Genomic DNA, 21844 nt, shown 5'->3' with positions numbered 1-21844 from the left:
GAGGACGGTTCACCGAGCGGGCGTGGTCGGGTCGGTTTACCAGTCGGCCTCGGTGTAGCGGATGATGCCGCGCAGGTTCTTGCCGTCCAGCATGTCCTGGTAGCCCTGGTTGATCTCCTCCAGCGAGTAGCTGCGGGTGACCATGTCGTCGAGGTTGAGCTGGCCGGACTTGTAGAGCTGCAGCAGGCGCGGCGCGTCCTGGCGGGCGTTGCCGCCGCCGAAGATGCAGCCCTTCACCGTCTTCTGCAGCATCGACAGCAGGAAGCTGTTCATCTTCACATCGCCGGCGTCCATGCGGCCCATCGAGGTGACGACCAGCGTGCCCGCCTTGCCGGTGAGGATCAAGCCCTCCTCGACGTAGTCGCCGTGCATCTCGCCCATGGTGAGGATGACCTTCTCGGCCATCCGCCCCTCGGTCGCGTCCATGAGCGGCATGATCGCGGCGGCCATGGACTCGTAGGTGTGGGTGGCGCCGAACTTCTGTGCCTGCTCCAGCTTCCACGGATTCGGGTCGATGGCAACGACTTTCGACGCACCGGACAGGACCGCGCCCTGAAGCGCGCTCAGGCCGACGCCGCCGATACCCGCGATGACCACGGTCTCGCCCGGCTGTACCTGCGCCACATGGGTCGAGGAGCCGAAGCCGGTCGGTACACCGCAGCCGACCAGGCAGGCGACCTCGAACGGGACAGTCGGATCGATCCTGACCACCGAGGTGTGGTGCACCGTCATGTAGGGAGCGAAGGTGCCGAGCAGGCACATCGGGATGACGTTCTCCCCGCGCGCCTGGATGCGGTAGGTGCCGTCCGAGATCGCCTGCCCCATCAACAGTCCCGCGCCCAGATCGCACAGCGCCATGTTGCCTGCGACGCAGGCGGGGCAGCGGCCGCAGGCCGGGATGAACGAGAGGATGACGTGGTCGCCCACCGCCAGATCACTCGGACAGTTCGGGCCGAGCTTGGTGACCACGCCCGCGCCCTCGTGCCCGCCCATCACCGGGAAGGCGGGCATCGGCGTCGCGCCGGTGACGATGTGATGGTCGGAGTGGCACATGCCCGCCGTTTCCATCCGGATCTGCACTTCGCCGGCGACGGGGTCGCCGACCTCGATCTCCTCCACCGACCACTGCTGGTCGGTGCCCCACAGGATCGCGCCCTTCGTCTTCATTTCCGGTCGACCTCTCGCCAAGCTGGTGCCTCGTAGTGACTGCACTCACCCTAACGAAGATTCGGCCAATTCTGGAACACGTTCTAGAAAGAATATGAAGATTTCTCTATCCATGCACGTCATGGACGTGGTGCACGAGATCGTGGAGGAAATATCGGCCCAGTGAGGTCACGGTGAACAGCGAGCCGTCGCTGCGCGCGCCACGCAGGGCCAGCCGATCCGACGGAACCGCGCCGAACGCGGCGGCCACCGTGGCCGCGGCGAGCGACAGTTCCTCGGCGACCCGGGCGGGATCCTGCTCACCGTAGCGATCCTCGACCGCCGTCGCGTCCTGATCCCAGTTCTCGAACCGCGGCGCCTCGACGCCGTCACCGGCCAGGATCAGCGCGAGCCTGATGTCGAAGATCCGGCACACATCGCGCACGTGCGCGCCGTATTCGAGGACCGACCAAGTGGACTCGTCGGGCCGCACCCGCGCCTCGGCGCGTTCGAGCGCGGCGCCGAGGCGGGCGGCACTGGCGAGGGCCAGTTCGGGGATCGCCGCGTAGGCGGTGGCCTCGGCGTCGTATCCGCAATCGGGGCAGGGGCGTTCGAGGACCCAGGTCCAGTTCTTGATGTCGGGGACGATCATGATGCGAGCCTAGAATGTCTGCATCTTGTGATCCATCAATATTCCGCCAACTATCCGCGAGATCCGGGCATCACTCGGCGAGACGTTGCGCCTGTTCGAACAACTCCAGCGTCACCGCGTGCAGGAAGTCGCCCACCGGCACGGGCGCCTTGCCCGCGAACGCCCGCGCGTGCGTGCCCTCGAGCACGATGCCCAGCTTGAAGCAGGCCAGCACGGTGTACCAGGTGACGGCGCTCAGGTCACGGTCGGAGAATTTGCCGTAGTGCTCGACCATCTCGGCCTCGGTCGGCAGACCGCCGACGGTGCCGAGCGTGCCCATCAAGCCCGCGCCCACAGTGCCCGGTTCGGGCCTGGTCGCCAGCTGCCAGCCGAGGTCGAGCAGCGGGTCACCGATGGTGGACATCTCCCAGTCGACCATGGCGGCCACCTCGGGGCTGTCGTAGTCGAACATCATGTTCGCCAGGTGACAGTCGCCGTGCATGATGCCGGGGGGCGGGTCCGTCGGGCGGTGGCGGTCGAGCCAGTCGCCGACCTGCTCGAGACCGGGGATCCGCGGGCCGGGGTAACCCTCGTTGGCGGAGTAGGACTCGAGCTCGCGCAACCAGCGCGGCACCTGGCGTTCGAGGAAACCGTCCGGCTTGCCGTAGTCCTGCAGGCCGAGTGCCTGGTAGTCCAGGGAGCCGAGGCGGGCGATGGCCTCGACCGCGGACAGGCCCATCCCGTGGCGGACCTCGGGGTCACCGGCGTGCAGGGCGGGCAGTTCGGTCTGCGGGTTGAAGCCGCGGATGGGCTCCATCAGGTAGAAGACCGCGCCGATCACCGAGTCGTCGGCGCAGGCCGCGATCACGCGCGGGGACCGGATCTCGGTGCCGTCCAAGGCGCCGAGCAGTCGCGATTCGCGGCGGATGACGTCGTTGCTCTTCGCGCGCAGGTGTTGGGGGCCGCGGCGCAGCACGTACTCGCGATCACCACGGGTGAAGCGCAGCATGATGTTCTGCGTGCCGCCACCGATCGCGGTGACCTCGCCGAACTCGCCGCCGGGCAGGTTCTGCTCGTCCATCCACTGCCCGATCGCCGCGAAATCCGCGATCGTCGGGTCGACATCGAGCGGTTGCGAAACAGCCATGACGGACATTCTGCCCCGAGATCGCCACCCGCTGCGCGGGAATGCCTCGCAGGCACACGACCGCGCCCGGCGTAGGGTTTCTCCCACGATGCGCACGCTCTTGATCGACAACTACGACTCGTTCACCTACAACCTCTATCAGCTGATCAGCGAGGTCAACGGCAACGAGCCGACCGTCGTGCGCAACGACGAGGCCGTCGAACTCGACGAGCTGGGGCTGGAGCGTTTCGACAATGTGGTGATCTCGCCGGGGCCGGGCCGCCCCGACCGCGCGCGGGACATGGGGGTGTCGACGGCGGTGATCGCGCACAGCGCGCTGCCGTTGCTCGGGGTCTGTCTCGGCCACCAGGGGATCGTGCTCGGCGCGGGCGGTGCGGTAGGGCGGGCACCGCAGGCCAGGCACGGTTTTCTCGATCAGATCACCCATGCCGATGGTGAGCTGTTCGCCGGGCTGCCGCAGGATTTCACGGTCGTGCGCTATCACTCGCTGGCGGCGCTGGAACCGCTGCCGGAGGTCGTCGAGGTGACCGCGCGGACGAGTGACGGCGTGATCATGGGGGTGCGGCATCGGGAGCGGCCGCAGTGGGGTGTGCAGTTCCATCCCGAGTCGGTGTCGAGCGAATTCGGTGCGGCGCTGGTGCGCAATTTCGCCGACCTCACCAAGGCGCGGGCGCACTCCACCGCGCCGGTGGTGGTGCGCGGGCCGGTGCACGTTCCGAAGGCGGTCGCACCCGAGCATCGATTCGACTTACGGCACAGCGTGATCGAGCGGGCCATCGACACCGAGGCGATCTTCCTGCGCCGCTTTGCCGAGTCGTCGACGGCGTTCTGGCTCGACAGCGAGCATGTGGAGCCCGGCCTCGACCGGTTCTCGTTTCTCGGCGACGCGGCCGGGCCGCATGCCGAGATCGTGGGTTACCGGGTGGGCGAGGGAGTCGTCACGGTGACGGATGACCGGGGAACACGCACCGTCGCCGGGACCGTGCTGGACTATCTCGACCGTGAACTCCGGGCGCGGCACTGCGAGACTCCCGCGCTGCCTTTCGATTTCGCCGGTGGCTATGTGGGCTATCTGGGCTACGAGGTGAAGGCGGACTGCGGCGCGCGGGCCGTGCACCGCTCCCCCACCCCGGATGCCCAGTGGATCTTCGCCGACCGGTTGATCGTGGTCGACCACGAGGCGGGCCGTACGCATCTGCTCGCACTGACCGAACCCGCGACCGAACAGGCGGCACAGCGGTGGCTGCGCGAGACCGAGGCCGCACTCGCGGAGCTGGCCACCTGGGTCAATCCGGCCGATCTGCCCGTGCCCGCCGATCCCGACGCCGTGCTGGCACATCTGGTGCGTGGCCGCGATCGGTACCTGGCTGATGTGGCGGTGTGCCAGGAGCGCTTGCACGCGGGCGAGTCCTACGAGATCTGCCTGACCGACGCGGCCGCCGTGGCCGCCGCGCCTGACGACGGGCTCGACCTGTACCTGCGGCTGCGCCGCTGCAACCCGGCACCCTATGCCGCCTACCTGCGCTTCGACGGTCTGGATGTGGCCTGTTCCTCGCCCGAGCGGTTCCTCAAGATCGACCGGGACCGGATGGTGGAGAGCAAGCCGATCAAAGGCACCGCGCCGCGCGGGCACACCGTCACCGAGGACGACCACCTGCGTCGCACGCTGGCCGACGACCCGAAGACCCGCGCCGAGAACCTGATGATCGTCGACCTGCTGCGCAACGATCTGGGCCGAGTCTGCGAGGTCGGCTCGGTACACGTGCCCGAGCTGATGAGCACCGAAACCTATTCCACCCTGCACCAGTTGGTGTCGACCGTGCGTGGCACACTGCGCCGCGACACCGGCGTCGTCGACGCCCTGCGCGCCTGCTTTCCCGGCGGCTCGATGACCGGCGCGCCCAAACTGCGCACCATGGAGATCCTCGACGAGCTGGAAACCGAGGCACGCGGCGTCTATTCGGGCACCATCGGCTTCCTCGGCCTCGGCGGCACCGCCGACCTCAACATCGTCATCCGCACCGCGGTCCGCTACGACGACGAATGGCGGATCGGCGCGGGCGGCGCCATCGTCCTCGACTCCGACCCCGAGGACGAGTACGCGGAGATGGTCCTCAAGGCCGCGGCGACCTTCCGCGCACTGCCTTAGAACGGCAGCGGCCGGCCTGTCGTTGCACCACTCGGCGGTACCACCCCGCCCGTGTGGTGCCACACCACTACCCATCGTGGGGCGCACCCGCCGGGCGACCTTCCACGGCGCCCCGGCCGAAGGGCTGACTATCGTCGCGGGCGGGAGCGCTTGCCCGGTTCGGGTTCGGGCGGCGGTTCGTCGCCGCCTCGTCCGGTGATCCGGCCGAGCAGACCGACACCCGGTACCTTCGCCAACGCCCCGAAGATGTCCTCACCCAGCGAGATCATCGCCTCCAACCGGGGCAGCAACCGGTCATAGGTGGCGAAAACCGGATCGGCCAGCGCCAAGGTGCGATCGAGCCGGTCGATCGTGCTGTTGAGCCGGTCCACCGCGATCGAGAGATTCTCGACCAGATCCGGCAACTGAGCGGCCAACTGCGCCGAGGCAGGTGGCAACCGCACCGCCGCGTCGAACGCGTACCCCGCCGTCTGCTGCGCCGCATCGATCGCCTGCCCCGCCGCCGTCTGCGCCGCCCCCACGGCAGCCTGAGCCGCCGAGAGCAGTTCGGCCCCCGGCACCCTGCGCGCCTGCGCCTCCGGCACCGGCTCGGCCGCGCGCCCCCGCTTCTTCGGGTTCGTCATGACACCACTGTGCCCCACCGTCGGCCCAGACGCAGGAAGGAGCCACTCACCCCCACTCCGTGTCACTCCGCCCGACTACGCTCCAGCAAACACTGTCGTACCGGCGTGACATCATGCCAAGACCATGGAACTACGCAAGGGCGCGCACGCATCAGTCCCGACATCGCTTCTCGCCGTGGTTCTTTCATGGGAGTCGGCGCACGCCGTCGACGTGCATGCGTTGCTGGTCACGGAGTCGGGCCTGGTACGCGGCGACGGAGACTTCGTCTTCTTCAACGCGCCGAGGCACGTCTCGCAGGCGGTCACGCTCGACCAGCAGCCCGCGCTCGGGACAGCCCGGCTGAGTGTGTCGCTCCCGCGGACCGAGGACGAGGTGGCGCGGATCGTGATCAGCGCCTCGATCGACGACGCCACCTTCGACGAGCTGGACGACCTCACCCTGACCGTGCACGCCGCCGACGGCCCGGTCGCCACCTTCGTGGTCGACGGGATCGAGGACGTGCAGGCGATGATGTTCGGCGAGTTCTATCGCCGCGACGGGCAGTGGCGGTTCCGGGCGATCGGGCAGGGCTGGGCCGGTGGATTGGCGGGGTTGGCCACGGAGTTCGGGGTGACCGTGGACGAGTCGGTCGCCGGGCATCCCGAACTGCCGGAGGCGGTGCGTACCGAGCGTTCGTCGACGTCGCCACGATCGTCGGCGGCCGGGTCCACCCACACCGCGGATCGCGCTCGCCTTGCCGCCACGGCACCCCGTCATGACACCTCGACCAGCGAGTCGTCAGAAGCCGACCGAGCAGGGCGGCCGACGGCGCGCCCCCCGGAGCTCACGCGCCGGGTGATCGACGTGCCACCACCGCCCCCGCCGGACCCGGAGTTGGCCGACTGGCATCCGGACCCGCACGCGCCAGGGCAGTTGCGCTGGTGGGACGGTGACGAGTGGACCGGCAGCACCCGCCCACACATCCACGAGCATCGCGCGCACTGTGGTCGCTGCGGTAACCCGCTGCGGCGCAGGTTCTTCGGCGGGCATTCCCAGTGCAAGAGCTGCACGGCCGAGGTCGAGGAGTTCCTCACGCACTGGCGCAACCGGGCCGTGCGGGTCATGACCGGCCCGGGCACCCAGTCGATGGAGTGGATCGAGCTGTGGACCGCGCTGCGATTCCAGCGCATCGATGACCAACGTGGCCGCGCGGTACTGCGGGAGGTGGGCACGACTCATGTGGAGCGGATGGTCGCGTTCGCCTTCGCCGACGGCGAGGTGTTCGCCGAGGAGCTGGAAGCCTTCGAGCACGTCGTCAGTGAGCTGGCCCTGTCGGGCCACATCGTCGACGATCTGCGCCGCCGCATGCACCGCGGCCGCACCCTGTCCCGGCTGCGCGGCGGCGAACTGCCCACCGTCGACACCCCCGGGCTGCACCTCGACCCCGACGAGCGGGTGCACCTCGATCTGCCTGCCGTGCACATCCGCACCCTCGCGCGCGGGCCGCGCAATACCGAGGGCAGGCTGATCGGCAGCTCCAAGAAGCTGCGCTTCGTCGGCGACGGCACCGGTATCGAATTGCCGTGGAACCGGGTGGTCTCGGTGCATCCCGAGCACGGCACCGTGGTACTCGCGGCGACCTCGGCGCGCGGCGGCGCCACCTTCGGCGTCGCCGATCCGGACTATGTGGCAGCCGCGCTGGAGGGCGCGCTGCGGGTGTCGAAACGTCTGGTGCTGACGCCGGGCCAGCGCGACACCCGCAGCATCCCCCAGGATGTGAAAGCCCAGGTGTGGCAGCGTGACGGTGGTCGCTGCGTCGAATGCGGCGACGGCCACTACCTGGAGTTCGACCACATCATCCCGCTCAGCCGCGGCGGTGCCACGAGCATGACGAACCTGCAGATCCTGTGCCGGGCCTGCAATCGCGCCAAGGGCGCGCGGATCTAGCCGGTCGGCCGGCCCGCTCGCGCCAGCAGGTACGAGCGCAGGACCAACCGGAGTTCCTCGACGAGCGCGGGACGCTGGTGCTGGTCGGCCTCGACGATCAGCGGCATCATCCCGCGCACGAGCTGGATGGCGACGGTGGTCGCGCGCAGGCGGTCCTCGGGGGCGAGTTCGGGGAAGGCCGCGCCGATCAGGGCTTCGAACCGCAGGTGCAGCGCACCGTAGGCGGGCGCGACGGCCGTGCGCAAGGTGGTCGGCATGTCGGTGCGCGCGAACAGGGCCTTGAATCCGGGGTGGGCGATGTTGAACTCGACCAGGGTGCCGAGCACCCGGGTGAGCAGGGCGTCGAAGTCGAGGCCCTCGGATTCGTGGGGCACGCCCGCGCCGAGTGCGGCGAGCTGGTCGCGGTAGAACTCGGCCAGCGCGGCAGCGATCTCGTCCTTGTTGCGGAAGTACTGGTACAGCGAGCCGGGCGAGATCCCGGCCTCGGCCGCGACCGCGTTCGTGGTGGTCCCCTCGTATCCGCGTTCGGCGAAGACCGCCGCGGCCGCACGCAGGATGTCCTCGATGCGGCGGCGGCCCCGTTCCTGACGGCGCACCTCGGCCATGTTCCTCCTCTTGAAAATACGAGTGATTACTCGTATCCTCCAATGCGAGCGCTCACTCGCATATTTCGCAGACTAACAGAGGGGCCGTCGTGCTCGGATCATTCCTCACTCGTCGCTTTCGCACCGTGATAGCCATGGCACTGGCCGTGTTCGGCCTGTTCGTCGTGCTCGCGGGCGGTGCGCTCGACAGCTTCGCGTTGAACCGCTTCGAACGGGAGGACTCCGAATCGTCGCTGGTGCGCCGGGATCTCATCGAGAACTTCGCGACCGGGAGCCCCAACGTGGCGATCCTGGTGACCGCAACCGACGGGGACGTGCGCACCGACCGGGTCGCCGAGATCGGCACCACACTCACCGAGGAACTCGCCGAGTTCCCGGGTGTGATCGAAGTCCGCTCGTTCTGGCAGCCCGATGCGCCCGAGACCCTGGCCAGCACGGACCTGCGGCACGCGCTCGTCCTCGCCGTGGTACCCGGCGACGCCGACCATGTCCGGCGTGGGGTGCTGCCCGCCATCGAGACCGAGTTGCTCACCGAGGTCGACCCCGCGGTGACCCTGACCCTCGGCGGCGGCGACGAGGTGTTCCGCGATGTCGCCGCACAGGCCTCGGCCGATTTCCTGCGGGCCGAACTGATCGTGCTCCCGCTGGTCTTGCTGCTGTTGTGGGCGGTGCTGCGACGATGGGCCTTGGCCCTGGTGACGCTGGGCATCGGCATCTTCTGCGTGGTCGGCACGCTGGCCCTGTTGCGCGTGGCCACCTCGTTCACCGAGATCTCCACCTTCGCCGCGAACATCGCCCTGGTCATGGGCATCGGCCTCGGCGTCGACTACGGACTGTTCATGATCTACCGGTTCCGGGAGGAGCTCACCGCGGGCGCCGAGGTCGACGCGGCGGTGCGCCGCGCGGTCGCCGGTGCGGGTCGCACGATCGTGTTCAGCGCGGTCACCGTCGCCGCGAGCCTGGCCGTGCTGCTGGCCTTCGGCTTCCCGTTCCTGTCCTCGTTCGCCTACGCGGGCATCGCCGTCGCCGCGGTCGCGGTGCTCGGCGCGACCGTGATCCTGCCCGCCGCGCTGCGCCTGCTCGGGCACCGCGCACTGCCGACGCGGCCCGCGGGCGATCCCGAACGCGGGTTCTGGTTCCGCACGGCCGACACGGTCATTCGCAGGCCGGTGTTGACCGGCGGCGCGGCCCTGCTCGCGTTGCTCGCGCTGGGCGCACCGGCGCTCGGCGTCAACTTCGGCGCGCCCGACGACCGCGTGCTGGGCGGCGACTACCCGGTGCGGTCGATGTACGACACGATCCGCGCGGACTTCGCGACCGAGGAGGCCGATGCACTGCAGGTGCTGGTCCGCCACTCCGATCCGGGTGCGGTGGCGGGGTACGCGGCGAGCCTGTCGTCGGTTCCCGGTGTGTACCGGGTGGATTCGGCGGCGGGGTCGTTCGCCGACGGTGCCGCGGTGCCGGGCACACCCTCGACGGCGATGTCGAGCGAGGGCGCGACCTGGTTACGGGTCGTACCGACCGGCGATCGCCTCCAGTCCGATCCAACCGGCCTGGTGGCGGAGATCCGGGCGGCCCCAGCGCCGTTCGAGGTGGCCGTCGGCGGCTACCCGGCCGAGCTGACCGACTATCGCGACGGCATCAGCGCGCGACTTCCCCTGGTCGCGCTGCTGATCATGGTGGTCACCTACGCGGTGCTGTTCCTGATGACCGGCAGCGTGCTCGCCCCACTCAAGGCGGCAGTGCTCAACATGCTGTCGATGACGATGATGTTCGGCGTGCTGGTGTGGGGTTTCCAGAACGGCGCGCTGGCCGATGTGCTCGGCTTCGCCCCCACCGGCACCATCGAGCCGAGCATTCCGATCCTCATGTTCTGCATCGCCTATGGCCTGTCGATGGACTACGAGGTCTTCCTGCTCGCCCGCATCAAACAGGACTACGACCGCACCGGCGACCCGATCGGCTCCATTCCGCGTGGCGTCGCGCGCTCGGCGCCACTGGTCACCGCCGCCGCCTTGATCCTGGCCGCCTCGTTCGCGGTGTACAGCACCAGTGACGTGGTGTTCCTGCAGCAACTCGGCATCGGCATGGCGATCACCGTCGCGATCGACGCCACCCTGGTACGCGGAGTGCTCGTCCCGGCGCTGATGCGGTTGGCGGGCAAGGCGAATTGGTGGGCGCCGCGACCACTACGCAGGCTGCACGACCGTTTCGGCCTGCGGGAGGCACCGCGATCCGACGATTCCCGCGAGCGGGAAGGTCTGCTGGTCTGAGCAGGGGCGAGCGACTCACTCCGCGCCCCGGGGTGAGTCGCTCGCCTCGCGGCTAGCCGAGGATGGCGTTCATGATGGTGCCGCCGCTGGTGGCGACCACGCCGCCGATCATGGCGCCCGCGATCATCTTCGGCGACTCCATCGAACTGCCGCTCCACTTCTCCCAGGCGAACTTTCCGCCGGCGACCGTGATGGCGAGCACACCGGACAGGATCATGAACCAGGTCAGGTACTGGACCATCTGCATGATCTTGTCCGACAGCGGCGGCGCCTGCGGCGTAGGGTTGCTGACCTGCGCGAACGTCGTGACGGTGTCGGCCATCGACGTCAGAATGATGCTCATAGCCTGCTCCCCTATCGCGTAATGCGAACTGCGTTCCCGCACTGTCGTATTCGAACGAGTCCAGGATACGGGCGCAAACCCCCGACGCACCAACAATACCGATCGGTTCGGTCGAGGTGGGCAGCTGCGACCACCGATCCGACCGGATAACATCGCCAGTGCAGTTCATCGCCGTTCCCCCGAGTTACCGAGTGAGCACACATGATCCTGGCCGTCGTCACCGATACCTTGGCCGTCACCGATACCTTGGCGCAGTTCGGCAATCCGACGCCGGAAGCGCCACCGGTCTCGGACAAGATTCTGCAGCTGATCCGCTACTTCACCTGGTTCATCCTGCTCTCCGGAGTGACCGCGATCACCTACGCCGGTGGCCGGTTCGCCTGGGAGAAGTGGACCGGCGGCGGCTTGGAGTCGCCGAAGATGGTCGCCGGCGCCATGATCGGCGGCGCGGTGGCCACCAGCGCGGGCACCATCATGAACGCGGTGCTCTGATTCCTGTCCGCTCGTAGCCGGTCCGGATCTCCGGACCGCCTCGACCGGCGAGGAACGATACGACCCGAGTTCTGGCGTGTTCGCGCAGAACTCGGGTCGTCGGGGATGCATGGCGTCGAGTGTCGGCGCATGGCATCTACCTCCTGTCTGTCAGCCGTCACGGCAACGTCGGTCTAGGTGTACAGACGATCCAGGAAGGCGAACAGGTTCTCGCGCACCCGCCGCGCCTTCTCCTCCGGCGTCAGGTCCTCGCGGTAGCGGCTGCCCATCGCGGGCCGCTTCTTGTTGCGGGCATACAGCGAGCAGGCCAGATCGGTGCACATGTAGCTGCCGACGGTATTGCCCTTGCGCCCCGACTCGCCCGCCTTGTTCGCGGTCATCAGCGAGACGCCGCCACCGGAGTGCGTGGTCAGGCAGATCGTGCACATCTGGGTCTTGCCCGAACTGCCCGTCTCGTGACGCAGGGCGACACTGATCAGTTCGCCGTCACGCGGCACCGAGACGTAGCACCGGCCCGCGTACGACGGGTCGGTCCAGCCGAGGAAGTCGAGATCGCCCCAGGGACGATCGGCCAGATCACGAGGGACGTTGAGCCGTTTGGCGTCGCCCTTCGAACAGTTCACGAACGACGACCTGATGTCGCGTTCGGTGAGGGGTTCCATGGGGAGGTGTCCTTTCAGCTTGTCGATGAACAAACGGTAGACACGCTAATGATCCCCCGGTCCACTGACAACCGAGTTTCCTTGTCACGACCCCGGCGGCTGGGACCTCCCCATCCCGCTACGGCCTGACGATGCCCGCGGCCCGGGCAGCACGAAGCCAGTCGGGGAACTCGCCGAGCAGCCTCTGGTAGAGCTCGGCGTCGTCGATCCGGTCGATGTCGTCGAGGGCGAAGAAGCCCGCGTTGTCGACGACGCGGCCGTCGAGTTCGTCGAGGGTGCGCAGCACACCGAAGCTCGAAGTGCCGAGGCCGATGAACTGCCAGAACGCGGGCAGGGCGCTGGCCTCGCGCATGAGCGCGGCGATCTCGCGCTTCTTCGCGAAGCCGCCGTCGGTGAAGAAGAGCACCAGGGTGGGTTCGGCGGTGGTCGAGAGGGTGTCGATGACGGCGCGCATCACCGGCAGTTCGTCGTTGCGTCCGCCGATCCGGTCGTAGTCGATGCCCTCGTGGGTGCCGGCCAGGTGCAAGAAGGTCTGCGCCCACTGCTCGCCGTGCGCGACGGTGATGTCGGGCAGTTTCGCGAACTGCAGCGCGTACAGGTAGGCCTCGAGCGAGCCGTCGCCGTCGAGTTGGGTGGCGACCGGGATCATCCGTTCGACCACCCGGTGCACGGTGCCGCCCCGGTAGAGCTTGTGCATGCTGCCGGTCTTGTCGATCACCAGCACGACACGCGCCCGCACGCCGAAGGCGCTCTTGTCGATGAGGATCTTGGCGACCTCGCGCTTGCGCAGGTCGAGCTTCTGGCGCTTCTCGAACGACAACGCCGCCTCGCCCGGCACTGTCCGAACCTGCGGCACGACAACGGGTTCCGGCTGGTCGATGGGTACCGGCCCGCCGACGGGTTCCGGCTCGTCGTCGACGCTGACCCCGTGATCGGTGACCAGATCGGCGAAGCCGCCCGCGTACCCCTGCCCGACGGCGCGAATCTTCCACTGCTCCCCGCGCCGGTACAGCTCGAGCGCGATCACCACCGATTCCTGATCGAGCCCGTCGATCACGTACTCGTGCAGCACGTTTCCCGCCCGGTCGGCCACCGAGGCCACCGGAGCCGCGTGCCCGCCGAACGTGTCCCCCTGCGCCGCGGCGGTGATCACCGCGCGGATCTGCGCGATCTCCCCCGGCACCGCCCCCAGCGAGATCGCCAGCTCCGCACCGTCGAGCCGTACCCCGGGCGCGTGCGGCTGGTTGAAGAACACGAAGTCCGCGTCCGACCTGACCTTGCCCGCCTCGGTCACCAACAGCGCCGACAGATCCGCCCCGACCCCACCCCGAACCGACAGCACCACCTCCCCCACACCGAGCCCGGCATTCTGCCCCTTCATCAGCCCAGCAGTCACTGCGACTCCTTCATCTGCCGGCCCCGGTCGGCCGTAATGCCCCACACCATAAGGGCATCCACGTCTCCGCCGCCGGTCGAGCGAGTATTTCGGGCACTCCGCCGACCACCGGCACGCCGCCTCCGCTCAGTAGCCGGTGAAGTGGTCGGTGCGCAGGCCGGCTCGGTGGCCGCGGAAGCGGGCGGCCAGGGCCGAGACCATGCGGGGTGGGCCGGAGAGGTAGATGCGACGGGCGGACAGGTCGGGGACGGCGGAGCGGATGATGTCGGGGGTGATGGCGTCGGCGGTGATGTGGCGCCACTGCTCGGGCAGGTCGGTCGGGGGTTCCGGGGAGACCACGACGACCGGGGTTCCCGAGGCGAGGAGTTCGGCGCGGTAGGGCACCCGTGGGAAGGGTGAGCCGTAGATCAGGACCGCGTCGTGCGGGTGGTCCGCGCGCAGGTGGCTCAGGAAGGGGGTGACGCCGATGCCACCGGCGACCAGTGCGACGGGGCGATCGGCGCGGGGCAGGACGAAATCACCGCGGACGGCGGTGGCCGTCACCCGATCGCCGGGGCGCAGATCCAGCAGTGCCTTCTTGTAGCTGGACGAGTTCTCCGGGATCCGCACGGCGACGTCGACGGTGTCGCTTCCCGGCGCGGAGGCGATGGTGAACACCCGCCGGGTCCCGCGCTGGTCGGCCGAGTGCGGGACCTCGAGTTCGAGATACTGCCCCGCGTGATGACGCACCGGGCGCGCCGGTTCGAACGACAGCTCGTGGACACCGTCCCCGAAGTCCTTGCGATCACGCAAAGCCAACCGGATCCCGCGCCGCTGGCCGAGCCCGAATGCGATCAGATTGACCACCAGCAGGGCGAGTTCGTAGGTGCTGTCGAAGGGGCCGAGCACCACGGCCTCGCCGATGAGCCGCGGCGAGTACAGCGGCCAGGCGAACAGCGACGCGGCCACCACGGCCAGGATCAGCTGCTGATGGCGACGCGGCGCCAGGGTGAACGGCTCGCTGAGCATGAATCCGGCGAAGAACACGATCGGGGTGGAGTAGACGACGTACTCCAGCACGGCGGTGCGGTCGGGATAGAACGCGGCCGCGCCCCAGTAGGTCAGCGCCGCGGCCGGGATCGCGAAGGTCAGCGCCATGGTCAGCAGGCCGGTGCGGTACAGCACGGCGAGCGCGCCGACCAGCACGAACGGTGCCAGCGTCTCGCTGGCCGCCCACCAGATCGTCATGGGCCGCAGCGTGTCATCGCCGAGCAGTTCACCGAGCAGCAGCGCCGCCACCACACCGGCGGCCACCGGATTGAACATGTGCCTGCCCCGCCAGGCCAGCAGATACTTCGAGGCGTTGGCCAGCACCGCCACCAGGCCGAGCCAGGCGAGTTCGCCTGGATCTGCGGTGGGCCAGTAGAGGAACCACAGCAGCAGCGCGGTGATCACCGCGGATTCGACGTGGGCTCGGCGCCGCCAGATCCGGGCCAGCACCACGCTGGCCGCGACCGAGGCCGCGATCAGGACGGCGGCGGTGGCCAGCATGTCGAGCGGGACGAAGATCGTCGAGTCGAGCTGTCCGGTCAGCGCCTGGATCAACGCGATGACGGCGAGCCCGGCGAGCACCAGCGTCACGAGCCGATACATCGTGACCTTGCCCAGCAGACTGCGGATCATGCGAACACCTCTCCGGTGAATGCCGCCGACACCGCACCGGATCGATCGATCACGACGACCTCGGTGCGCGGCCACGCGGGGTCGTCGGTGAGTCGCGACGGGTGCACGAAAAAGGCCGCCGTGGCAGCGGCATCGGCGACAGCGGCGCTGTCGGCGACCGCCCAGGTGGCCACGACTCCGGTGATCGGGCGGCCGGTGCGGGCATCGAGCACGTGATGCAGGCCCTCGCCCCAGGCTCGGCGGTTCACCGCGGACCCGCACACCGCGCGTCCGGGCGCCAGCTCCAGCACCCCGACGGCCATGGTCGCGTCGTCCGGGTGTTCCAGGGCGACGCGCACGGGATCAGCGGAAGCGTTGAGCAGATCACCACCCGCGTCGATGACACTGCGATGCCCGCGATCGGCGAGCACCGCCGCCACCAGGTCGACCAGATAGCCCTTGCCGACCGCGCCGATGTCGAGCACCGCACCCGGGGGCACGGTGAGGACCGCTCCCTCGCGGCGCGCGAGCGTCCACTGCGGCGCGGGAGTCGGCACACCGATCGGGCGCAGCCGATAGTTCGCGTCGTAGCCGAGCATTTCGAGCCCGCCACCGATCAGCGGGTTGATCGCACCGGCGGTGAGTTCGTACAGATGGTCGTAGAGGGCCAACAGCGGCGACGCGTCCGGGCCGAAGTCGACCGACGCGCCCGTGCGCAGCGCGGCGATGTCACCGTCATCGCGAAAGCGCGACCATCGGCGATCGAAACTGTCGAGGCAGGCCCGGACCGCCGCGCGGTCGGATTCGCCGAGCGCAACGGCGGTATCGATCTGCCAACCGGTGCCGATGGCCTCGAACCGCCACTGCTCAGGCAGCGGCCTCATTCTTGATCGTCTCGATCGCGGCGTTGAATCCGCCGCTGGTCAGCGATGATCCAGAGACCTTCGTGACATTGAGCTCGTCGATCCTCTTGCCCACCACTTCGTTGGCGATGCCGCCGACGAAGCGCGCCTGAAAGGCCAGCGATCCGCCGGTGCCCCGAGGGTCGACCCGCACCGCGTCGACCGTGCCGTCGGCAGCGAGACTCATGGTGACACCCACCTTTTGGGTCCCGGCCGGTGTCTGGTAGCTGCCCTCGGCCTGGTACTCGCCCGGGGTGTAGACGCCCGACTCCTCTTTCGTGGCACTGGGAGTCGGTTCGGCGGCCGTGTCGTCGGCACCACCGCAGGCGCTCAGCAGAAAGGCGCCCGCCGCGACAGGGGTCAGCAGCATGGACTTGGCCCGAGAGTCGGTCACCGCACAGCTCCTCAGGTTGGGCTAAGCGGAACTATACGGGCGTATCGCCCATCGTCCAAGACCTTCGTGGCGGCCTGTTCCCCGCCTAGATCCAGCCCTTCTCCCTGGCTTTGAGCGCGGCTTCGTAGCGGTTGGCGACACCGAGTTTGCTCATCGCCGAGGACAGATAGTTGCGGGTGGTGCCCGGCGAGAGGTGGGCGCGTTTGGCGATGTCCTCGACCGAGGCGCCATCGGCGGCGAACTCGAGCACATCGGCCTCGCGGGCGGTGAGAACGGTGTCACCAGCGCTGATGGCCTCGGCCGCCAGCTCGGGATCGACGTAGCGACCGCCCTGGTGGACCGTGCGGATCACCTCCGCGAGCGTGGCCGCCGAGGTGGTCTTGGGCAGGAAGCCGCGCACGCCCGCCGCGAGTGCTCGCTTGAGATAGCCGGGGCGACCATGACTGGTGACGATCAGGGTGCCCGCGCCGGGGGTGATGCGCTGCAGCTCGACAGCGGTATCGATGCCATCGATACCCGGCATCTGCAGATCGATGACAGCCACCGCGACCGGCGCGTCCTGCTCGGCACGGCGCCGCCACAGCGCCAGCAGCTCCTCGCCCGAACCGACGTGCGCCACCACCTCGAGATCGGCCTCCAGACCGAGCATGGTCGCCAAGGCCGCGCGGATGAGCGTCTCGTCGTCGGCGAGGAGGACGGGAATCATGAATTCTCCCAATGGATTTCCAGGGTGAAATCGTCGTCGGACGCGACGACGTCGAGGTCGGCACCGACCGCGGCCAGCCGCTCGGCCAGCCCACGCAATCCGGAACGCTCACCGGCTGTCCCGTGGGGTCGGTTGTTACGCAGCGACATTCCCGCAGCACCGAGTGTCAGCGTCGCGGTGGTCGCCGAGGAGTGTTCCACGATATTGGTCGTGCCCTCGCGCACCACCCACGCGGCGACCTCGTGATTGCGCTGCGGCACCTTCGCGGCATCGCCCTCGACGACGAGCCGACAGCCCACCGCCGACAGCAGCGACCGCGCCCCCGCCACCTCACCCCGCAGGTCGATGTTGCGGTAGCCGCGCACCAGCGTGCGCATCTGCCCCATCGATTCCACCGCGAGCGTTTTGACCTCGTCCATCTCCGCGGTCGCGCGCTCGGTGTCTCCGGCGCGCGACAGGGCCACCGCCAGTTCGCTCTTGACCGCGATCGCCGAGAAGCCGCGGCCGACCACGTCGTGCAGGTCGCGGGCGAACCGCAACCGTTCCTCGGCGACCTGCAGTTCGGCTTCCACCCGTTTCGCGTGCTCGAGCTCGTCGACGACCCGCAGTCCCCACACCGTGAGCAGCGTCGTCCCTGCGACGAAGAATCCGGTGGCGGCGACCACCGCCGCCAGCAGCAATCCGGACATCCAGGATTGGCCGAAGACCAGGCCGGTGGCCAGGCTGATGACGAGCAGGACCCGCCACTTGTGCCGGAGGAAAGGCACCAGGGCCAGCGTGGCCAGCAGCATGGCGAACATGCCGACCGTGCGTGCCTCGTCGGCGGCCGCCTCGTCGGTGGCCACCCGGACCATCACCGCGGCGACCAGCCACAGCACCGACAGCGTCACGGTGAGCGCCGTCGCCGCCCACCGGCGCGACGCCACGGTGGAGAAGGTGGCCAGATCGGGCTGGGCGTCCATCGCGACGAGGGTGACCAGACCGGCGAACACGATCATCACCATCGACCACGGCGCCGCGACCGTGGCGATCATCGCCACCACGACCACGACGATGGCCACGTGGAAGGTGAGCCGGGTGTAGAGCCGGAACTTGGCCGGACCCGACAGCGCACGCCACCACGTGACCAACTGACTCATCCGCGGTCGTCCCAGCGGAAGCTCCTGCGGGTCAGCACGAGGGCCGCGACGATCCATACCGCCAGTGTCGCAAACGGGCGGGCGGATTCGGTGACGGTGTCGGCGAAGCTCATCGCCGGGTCGTCCACGCTGCCCGCGTACTGGCCGGCCGCGCCGAGGTAGATCAGGTCGGAGACGGCGGCGAACGGCGTCCAATCGGCCACTGTGGCCAGCCGATCGGGCAGGAAGTCACGCACGAAGGCCATCCCCAGCATCGCCAGCGTCATCACCGGCAGCGAGGTGACCTGCGCGGCCTCGGCGTTCTTGGTGACCGCGCTGGTCGCCAGGGCGAGCAGGGAGAACAGCACGATGCCGCCGAGCAGGGCGAGCACCATCGCGACCGGATTGACCGGCGCCGGGGTGCCGGTGCCGTACACGATCGCCGCGACGATGGCGGTGCAGACGAAGGTCACCACCACGCCGGGGATCGTCGGCGCGGCCTGGATCTGCCAGTCGGTGGCCTCGCCGGTGCGCAGCCGTTTGAGCACGCCCTCGCCGCGGCGCGTCGTGACCATCGACAGCACCGAGTAGTACTGCACGAACAGCAGCGCCATCACCGCGAGCATCTCGAAGGTCATGGCCGCGATGGCCGGTGTCGATCCGGCGTCACTGCGGCCGACGAAGTACACGAACAGCGCGATGCCGACCGGGAAGACCGTCGCGGTGTAGACCAGCGTCTTGTTGCGCCGGAACTGGAGGTATTCGGCCTTGCCGAGCGAGGCGAGGGGGCGGCGGCGGAATCCGGCCGCGGGGGTGGCGGTGGTCATCGTTGTGCTCCGATCAGTTCGGCGGTGGTGCCTTCGCGCTCGCCGCCCGCGATGTCGAGGAAGACCGATTCCAGCGAGGCGGCGCGCGCCTCGAGCCCGGTCAGCCGGACCCCGGTCTCGCGGGCCCAGGCGAGCAGCTCGAACAGGTGTCCCTGCAGGTCGTTGGTGCTGATGGTGACGGTGGCCTGCGCGTCGATCCGCGCGCCGGGCAGCGGGGGCATCGGCAGGCCGGGATGGTCGAAGGCGATCCGGGCCGGGTGGTCGTCGACGAGTTCGCGCAGTGTTCCGTTGCGCGCGATCGCGCCCTTGTGCATGATCGCGATCCGGTCGGCGAGCTCTTCGGCCTCGTCGAGGTAGTGCGTGGTGAGCACCATCGTCACCCCGGACGCCTTGAGGTCGGCGAGCAGCTTCCAGGTACCGCGCCTGCTCTCCGGATCGAGTCCGGTCGTCGGCTCGTCGAGGAACAGCAGCCGCGGCCGGCCGAGCAGCGCGCAGGCCATGTCGACGCGGCGCTGCTCGCCACCCGACAGTGAGCCGACCCGCACGCCCGCCCGGTCCGACAACCCGACCTGAGCGAGGACGACGTCGGCGGTCGTCGGATTGGTGCAGGTCCCGCGCCACATCTCCAGCGTCTCGGCGACGGTCAGCTCGGCGGGCAGCCCACCGGACTGCAACATGATGCCCAACCGCGGCCGCACCTCGGCGCGGTGCCGCAGCGGATCGAGACCGAACACCTCGACCTGACCGGCCGAGGGCGCGACGAGCCCCTCCAGCATGTCCAGTGTCGAGGTCTTGCCCGCGCCGTTGGTGCCGAGCAGCGCGAAGACCTCCCCCTCGGCGATGTCGAGGTCCACCCCGGTGACGGCTTCGAAGGCGGTCTCGCCGCGACCGTAGGTCCGGCGCAGCCCCCGGGCGGTGATGATGTCGGGTTGCGTGTTTCTCATGGGTACTACGGTCCGCGATCCGGGCCGTCACCAGTAGTACGCGCGATCACCGATTACCGATGAGTTCCGCACTGCTCGGCGATGACAAATGTCATCGCCGAGCACCGCTGGGCGAGAACCCGATTCAGCCGACCGGATCGGTCAGGCGGAGCGCCTCGACGAGATTCGCGTACAGCTCGTCGGTGGCGAGCAGGCTCCGGTGGTCACCCGCCGCGCGGATCCGGCCGTCCTCCATCACGATGATCGTGTCCGCGTCCAGGATCGTGGACAGCCGGTGCGCGATGGTCACCACCGCGCCGTGCTCGGCCATGCCGCGGACGCAATCGTGCACGGTCGCCTCGGTGACTCCGTCGAGCTGGGCGGTGGCCTCGTCGAGCAGCAACACGTCGGGGCGGCGCAGCAGCGCGCGGGCCAGGGCGATGCGCTGGCGCTCGCCGCCGGAGACCGTGGTCGGCGACAGCGGTTCGTCGAGCGAGTCGACCCGATCGGACAGGTGCACGGTGGCGAGGACGCGTCGGACCTCGTCGTCGGTGGCGTCCGGGCGCGCGTAGCGGATGTTGTCGCCGATGCTGCCCGGCACCACCGGGGTGTCCTGTTCGACGTAGGCGAGCCGTTCCCGGATCTCGGCGTGGGTGTACTCGCGGTAGGGGCGGCCGTCGAGCAGCACCTCCCCGTTCTGGGGTTCGAGGAACCGCAGGATCAGCGAGAGCACCGTCGTCTTGCCCGCACCGGACGGTCCGACGATCGCGGTGTGCCCGCGTCGCGGGATCGCCAGGTCCAGCGCATGCACGGCGGCCGGGCGGTCGGGTCCATAGCCGGCGGTCACGCCGCGCAGTTCGAGCACCGGACCGTCCGCGGGTCCGGCCGGACCGCGCGGGGCGGCCGCGGTGTGCGGCTCCACAGGCATCGACTCGACCTCGCGGATGCGCTCGGCGGCGGCGATGCCGGCCTGCATGGCGGTGACATTCTGGGTGAGTTCGCCGATGGGCGACATCAGCCCGAACGCGTACAGCAGGAAGGCGATCAGCGTCGAGACCGTCATCAGATCCTCACCGACCCGCCAGGCCCCCACCGCGAGGATCGCGATGATCGCCAACTGCACGCCGGTCCAGGAGACCGACCACGCCATCGCCTCGCGCCGCACCGCGATCACGCTGTGCCGTGCGGACTCCTTGGCATCGGTCATGATCTGCTCGGCCTGGCGCCGCTCCGCGCCACTGGCCTTGACCGTGCGCAGGGCCCGCAGCGCGCCCTCGAGTGTGCCGCCGAGTTGCCCCACATGCGCCTGGGCCTGTGTCTGCGCCTTCGCGATCGCGGGCATCAGCGTGGCGAACAGCACCGCGACGACCACGACGGCGACGACCGTGGTGGAGAACAGCGTCAGATCGAGCACGGCCATCAGGATCAGCGAACCGGCCAGCATGACCGTGCCGTTGATCAGGCCGATGATCGAGGAGGTCGCGGCCTCGCGCAGCAGCACGGTGTCGGAGGTCACGCGGGTGACCATTTCCCCCGCGGGACGACGGGTCGCGGCCGGGATGGTCGCGGTGAGGAACCGCCGCACCATCCGTTCGCGCGCGCTGAGCACGACGCGTTCACCGAGCGTACCGAGCAGTGTCCACTGCCAGTAGCCGAAACCGATGCCGACCACCGTCAGCGCGAGCAGCGCGAAGACAGGACCGGTCAGTCCGGCACCCGCGCCCAACGAGTCCAGGATCCACTTGGTGACCAGCGGTGTCGCCAGTCCCATCGCCGAACCGGCCAGCGCGCACACCAGGCCGAGCGCGAGCGGCCCCGGGTACGGCCGGGCGAACGACCACAGCAGCCGCAACCGGGGGAATCTCTGGATCGTCTCGCCAGCGTTCATCCACTCAGTGGAACACAGCTGTTCCATTATGGTCAATGTAGTTCTTTTTCG

At 69.1% G+C, this 21844-nt stretch carries 20 protein-coding genes; 4 read left to right on the top strand and 16 right to left on the bottom strand.

Annotated features, from left to right (window positions below):
* Nucleotides 1-36 precede the first annotated feature (36 nt).
* From BOX37_RS07665 to BOX37_RS07655, 3 genes are all read right to left on the bottom strand, one after another.
* Nucleotides 37-1167, bottom strand: a complete 1131-nt coding sequence (locus BOX37_RS07665) for an NDMA-dependent alcohol dehydrogenase (protein ID WP_071927035.1) — start codon at nucleotides 1165-1167, stop codon at nucleotides 37-39.
* 106 nt (nucleotides 1168-1273) lie between these two features.
* Nucleotides 1274-1801: a DinB family protein gene (locus BOX37_RS07660; RefSeq protein WP_071927034.1), complete on the bottom strand. Its 528-nt coding sequence runs from the start codon at nucleotides 1799-1801 to the stop codon at nucleotides 1274-1276.
* Nucleotides 1802-1868: 67 nt separating this feature from the next.
* Complete coding sequence (locus BOX37_RS07655) at nucleotides 1869-2933, bottom strand: phosphotransferase family protein (protein ID WP_084759480.1); 1065 nt, start codon at nucleotides 2931-2933, stop codon at nucleotides 1869-1871.
* Nucleotides 2934-3012: 79 nt separating this feature from the next.
* Here BOX37_RS07655 and pabB point away from each other — a divergent pair, with 79 nt between their 5' ends.
* Nucleotides 3013-5073 carry an aminodeoxychorismate synthase component I gene (pabB, locus tag BOX37_RS07650; RefSeq protein ID WP_071927032.1) on the top strand — a complete coding sequence of 687 codons (2061 nt, stop codon included), beginning with the start codon at nucleotides 3013-3015 and terminating at the stop codon, nucleotides 5071-5073.
* A gap of 128 nt (nucleotides 5074-5201) precedes the next feature.
* Here the strand turns inward: pabB and BOX37_RS07645 are convergent, their stop codons facing one another.
* Nucleotides 5202-5696, bottom strand: coding sequence for a hypothetical protein (locus tag BOX37_RS07645; RefSeq protein WP_084759479.1), 495 nt, complete (start codon nucleotides 5694-5696; stop codon nucleotides 5202-5204).
* A 124-nt stretch (nucleotides 5697-5820) separates the two neighbouring features.
* Here BOX37_RS07645 and BOX37_RS07640 point away from each other — a divergent pair, with 124 nt between their 5' ends.
* A complete protein-coding gene (locus tag BOX37_RS07640) occupies nucleotides 5821-7623 on the top strand; it encodes a TerD family protein (RefSeq protein ID WP_071927031.1) in 1803 nt (600 codons plus the stop codon).
* Here the strand turns inward: BOX37_RS07640 and BOX37_RS07635 are convergent.
* Nucleotides 7620-8228: a TetR/AcrR family transcriptional regulator gene (locus tag BOX37_RS07635; RefSeq protein ID WP_071927030.1), complete on the bottom strand. Its 609-nt coding sequence runs from the start codon at nucleotides 8226-8228 to the stop codon at nucleotides 7620-7622. The two genes, BOX37_RS07640 and BOX37_RS07635, sit on opposite strands and share 4 nt — an antisense overlap.
* A 134-nt stretch (nucleotides 8229-8362) precedes the next feature.
* On the opposite strand from BOX37_RS07635, the gene BOX37_RS07630 reads away from it, so the two are divergent.
* Nucleotides 8363-10501, top strand: a complete 2139-nt coding sequence (locus tag BOX37_RS07630; protein WP_084759478.1) for an MMPL family transporter — start codon at nucleotides 8363-8365, stop codon at nucleotides 10499-10501.
* Between the two features lie 52 nt (nucleotides 10502-10553).
* On the opposite strand, the gene BOX37_RS07625 is transcribed toward BOX37_RS07630, so the two are convergent.
* Nucleotides 10554-10844 (bottom strand): hypothetical protein, encoded by a 291-nt coding sequence (locus BOX37_RS07625; RefSeq protein ID WP_071927028.1) that lies wholly within the window; start codon nucleotides 10842-10844, stop codon nucleotides 10554-10556.
* A gap of 201 nt (nucleotides 10845-11045) precedes the next feature.
* Here BOX37_RS07625 and BOX37_RS07620 point away from each other — a divergent pair, with 201 nt between their 5' ends.
* Nucleotides 11046-11336, top strand: a complete 291-nt coding sequence (locus BOX37_RS07620) for a hypothetical protein (protein ID WP_071927027.1) — start codon at nucleotides 11046-11048, stop codon at nucleotides 11334-11336.
* 173 nt (nucleotides 11337-11509) lie between these two features.
* On the opposite strand, the gene BOX37_RS07615 is transcribed toward BOX37_RS07620, so the two are convergent.
* The 10 genes from BOX37_RS07615 to BOX37_RS07570 form a co-directional block, all read right to left on the bottom strand.
* Nucleotides 11510-11998, bottom strand: coding sequence for an FBP domain-containing protein (locus BOX37_RS07615; RefSeq protein WP_071927026.1), 489 nt, complete (start codon nucleotides 11996-11998; stop codon nucleotides 11510-11512).
* Between the two features lie 118 nt (nucleotides 11999-12116).
* Complete coding sequence (locus tag BOX37_RS07610) at nucleotides 12117-13394, bottom strand: VWA domain-containing protein (RefSeq protein ID WP_240505258.1); 1278 nt, start codon at nucleotides 13392-13394, stop codon at nucleotides 12117-12119.
* Between the two features lie 126 nt (nucleotides 13395-13520).
* Entirely contained in the window at nucleotides 13521-15056 is a 1536-nt protein-coding gene (locus BOX37_RS07605; RefSeq protein ID WP_071927024.1) for an FAD-dependent oxidoreductase, read from the bottom strand.
* Complete coding sequence (locus BOX37_RS07600; protein WP_071927023.1) at nucleotides 15053-15919, bottom strand: FAD:protein FMN transferase; 867 nt, start codon at nucleotides 15917-15919, stop codon at nucleotides 15053-15055. Before BOX37_RS07600 ends, BOX37_RS07605 begins: the two co-directional genes overlap by 4 nt.
* Nucleotides 15903-16331 (bottom strand): calcium-binding protein, encoded by a 429-nt coding sequence (locus tag BOX37_RS07595; RefSeq protein WP_240505257.1) that lies wholly within the window; start codon nucleotides 16329-16331, stop codon nucleotides 15903-15905. The genes BOX37_RS07600 and BOX37_RS07595 overlap by 17 nt, the downstream gene beginning before the upstream one ends.
* A gap of 85 nt (nucleotides 16332-16416) precedes the next feature.
* The gene (locus BOX37_RS07590; RefSeq protein ID WP_156910311.1) at nucleotides 16417-17037 is read right to left on the bottom strand and encodes a response regulator transcription factor; all 621 of its coding nucleotides are present in this window, start codon (nucleotides 17035-17037) and stop codon (nucleotides 16417-16419) included.
* A complete protein-coding gene (locus tag BOX37_RS07585; RefSeq protein ID WP_071927020.1) occupies nucleotides 17034-18176 on the bottom strand; it encodes a sensor histidine kinase in 1143 nt (380 codons plus the stop codon). Before BOX37_RS07585 ends, BOX37_RS07590 begins: the two co-directional genes overlap by 4 nt.
* Nucleotides 18173-18982 (bottom strand): ABC transporter permease, encoded by an 810-nt coding sequence (locus BOX37_RS07580; protein ID WP_071927019.1) that lies wholly within the window; start codon nucleotides 18980-18982, stop codon nucleotides 18173-18175. The genes BOX37_RS07585 and BOX37_RS07580 overlap by 4 nt, the downstream gene beginning before the upstream one ends.
* Nucleotides 18979-19926 (bottom strand): ABC transporter ATP-binding protein, encoded by a 948-nt coding sequence (locus BOX37_RS07575; protein ID WP_071927018.1) that lies wholly within the window; start codon nucleotides 19924-19926, stop codon nucleotides 18979-18981. The genes BOX37_RS07580 and BOX37_RS07575 overlap by 4 nt, the downstream gene beginning before the upstream one ends.
* 124 nt (nucleotides 19927-20050) lie before the next feature.
* Nucleotides 20051-21793: an ABC transporter ATP-binding protein gene (locus BOX37_RS07570; protein ID WP_206045784.1), complete on the bottom strand. Its 1743-nt coding sequence runs from the start codon at nucleotides 21791-21793 to the stop codon at nucleotides 20051-20053.
* Nucleotides 21794-21844 lie beyond the last annotated feature (51 nt).

Source organism: Nocardia mangyaensis, from assembly GCF_001886715.1.
GTDB classification, from domain to species: Bacteria; Actinomycetota; Actinomycetes; order Mycobacteriales; family Mycobacteriaceae; genus Nocardia; species Nocardia mangyaensis.
This window is presented reverse-complemented; position numbering and strand designations above follow the sequence as displayed.

Excerpts from the sequence above, each read along its gene's own strand:
- BOX37_RS07665 (WP_071927035.1), bottom strand. The coding sequence starts at position 1,167 with ATGAAGACGAAGGGCGCGATCCTGTGGGGCACCGACCAGCAGTGGTCG.
- BOX37_RS07655 (WP_084759480.1), bottom strand. The coding sequence starts at position 2,933 with ATGTCCGTCATGGCTGTTTCGCAACCGCTCGATGTCGACCCGACGATC.
- pabB (WP_071927032.1), top strand. The coding sequence starts at position 3,013 with ATGCGCACGCTCTTGATCGACAACTACGACTCGTTCACCTACAACCTC.
- BOX37_RS07645 (WP_084759479.1), bottom strand. The coding sequence starts at position 5,696 with ATGACGAACCCGAAGAAGCGGGGGCGCGCGGCCGAGCCGGTGCCGGAG.
- BOX37_RS07640 (WP_071927031.1), top strand. The coding sequence starts at position 5,821 with ATGGAACTACGCAAGGGCGCGCACGCATCAGTCCCGACATCGCTTCTC.
- BOX37_RS07635 (WP_071927030.1), bottom strand. The coding sequence starts at position 8,228 with ATGGCCGAGGTGCGCCGTCAGGAACGGGGCCGCCGCCGCATCGAGGAC.
- BOX37_RS07630 (WP_084759478.1), top strand. The coding sequence starts at position 8,363 with ATGGCACTGGCCGTGTTCGGCCTGTTCGTCGTGCTCGCGGGCGGTGCG.
- BOX37_RS07625 (WP_071927028.1), bottom strand. The coding sequence starts at position 10,844 with ATGAGCATCATTCTGACGTCGATGGCCGACACCGTCACGACGTTCGCG.
- BOX37_RS07620 (WP_071927027.1), top strand. The coding sequence starts at position 11,046 with ATGATCCTGGCCGTCGTCACCGATACCTTGGCCGTCACCGATACCTTG.
- BOX37_RS07615 (WP_071927026.1), bottom strand. The coding sequence starts at position 11,998 with ATGGAACCCCTCACCGAACGCGACATCAGGTCGTCGTTCGTGAACTGT.
- BOX37_RS07605 (WP_071927024.1), bottom strand. The coding sequence starts at position 15,056 with ATGATCCGCAGTCTGCTGGGCAAGGTCACGATGTATCGGCTCGTGACG.
- BOX37_RS07600 (WP_071927023.1), bottom strand. The coding sequence starts at position 15,919 with ATGAGGCCGCTGCCTGAGCAGTGGCGGTTCGAGGCCATCGGCACCGGT.
- BOX37_RS07590 (WP_156910311.1), bottom strand. The coding sequence starts at position 17,037 with ATGATTCCCGTCCTCCTCGCCGACGACGAGACGCTCATCCGCGCGGCC.
- BOX37_RS07585 (WP_071927020.1), bottom strand. The coding sequence starts at position 18,176 with ATGAGTCAGTTGGTCACGTGGTGGCGTGCGCTGTCGGGTCCGGCCAAG.
- BOX37_RS07580 (WP_071927019.1), bottom strand. The coding sequence starts at position 18,982 with ATGACCACCGCCACCCCCGCGGCCGGATTCCGCCGCCGCCCCCTCGCC.
- BOX37_RS07575 (WP_071927018.1), bottom strand. The coding sequence starts at position 19,926 with ATGAGAAACACGCAACCCGACATCATCACCGCCCGGGGGCTGCGCCGG.
- BOX37_RS07570 (WP_206045784.1), bottom strand. The coding sequence starts at position 21,793 with ATGAACGCTGGCGAGACGATCCAGAGATTCCCCCGGTTGCGGCTGCTG.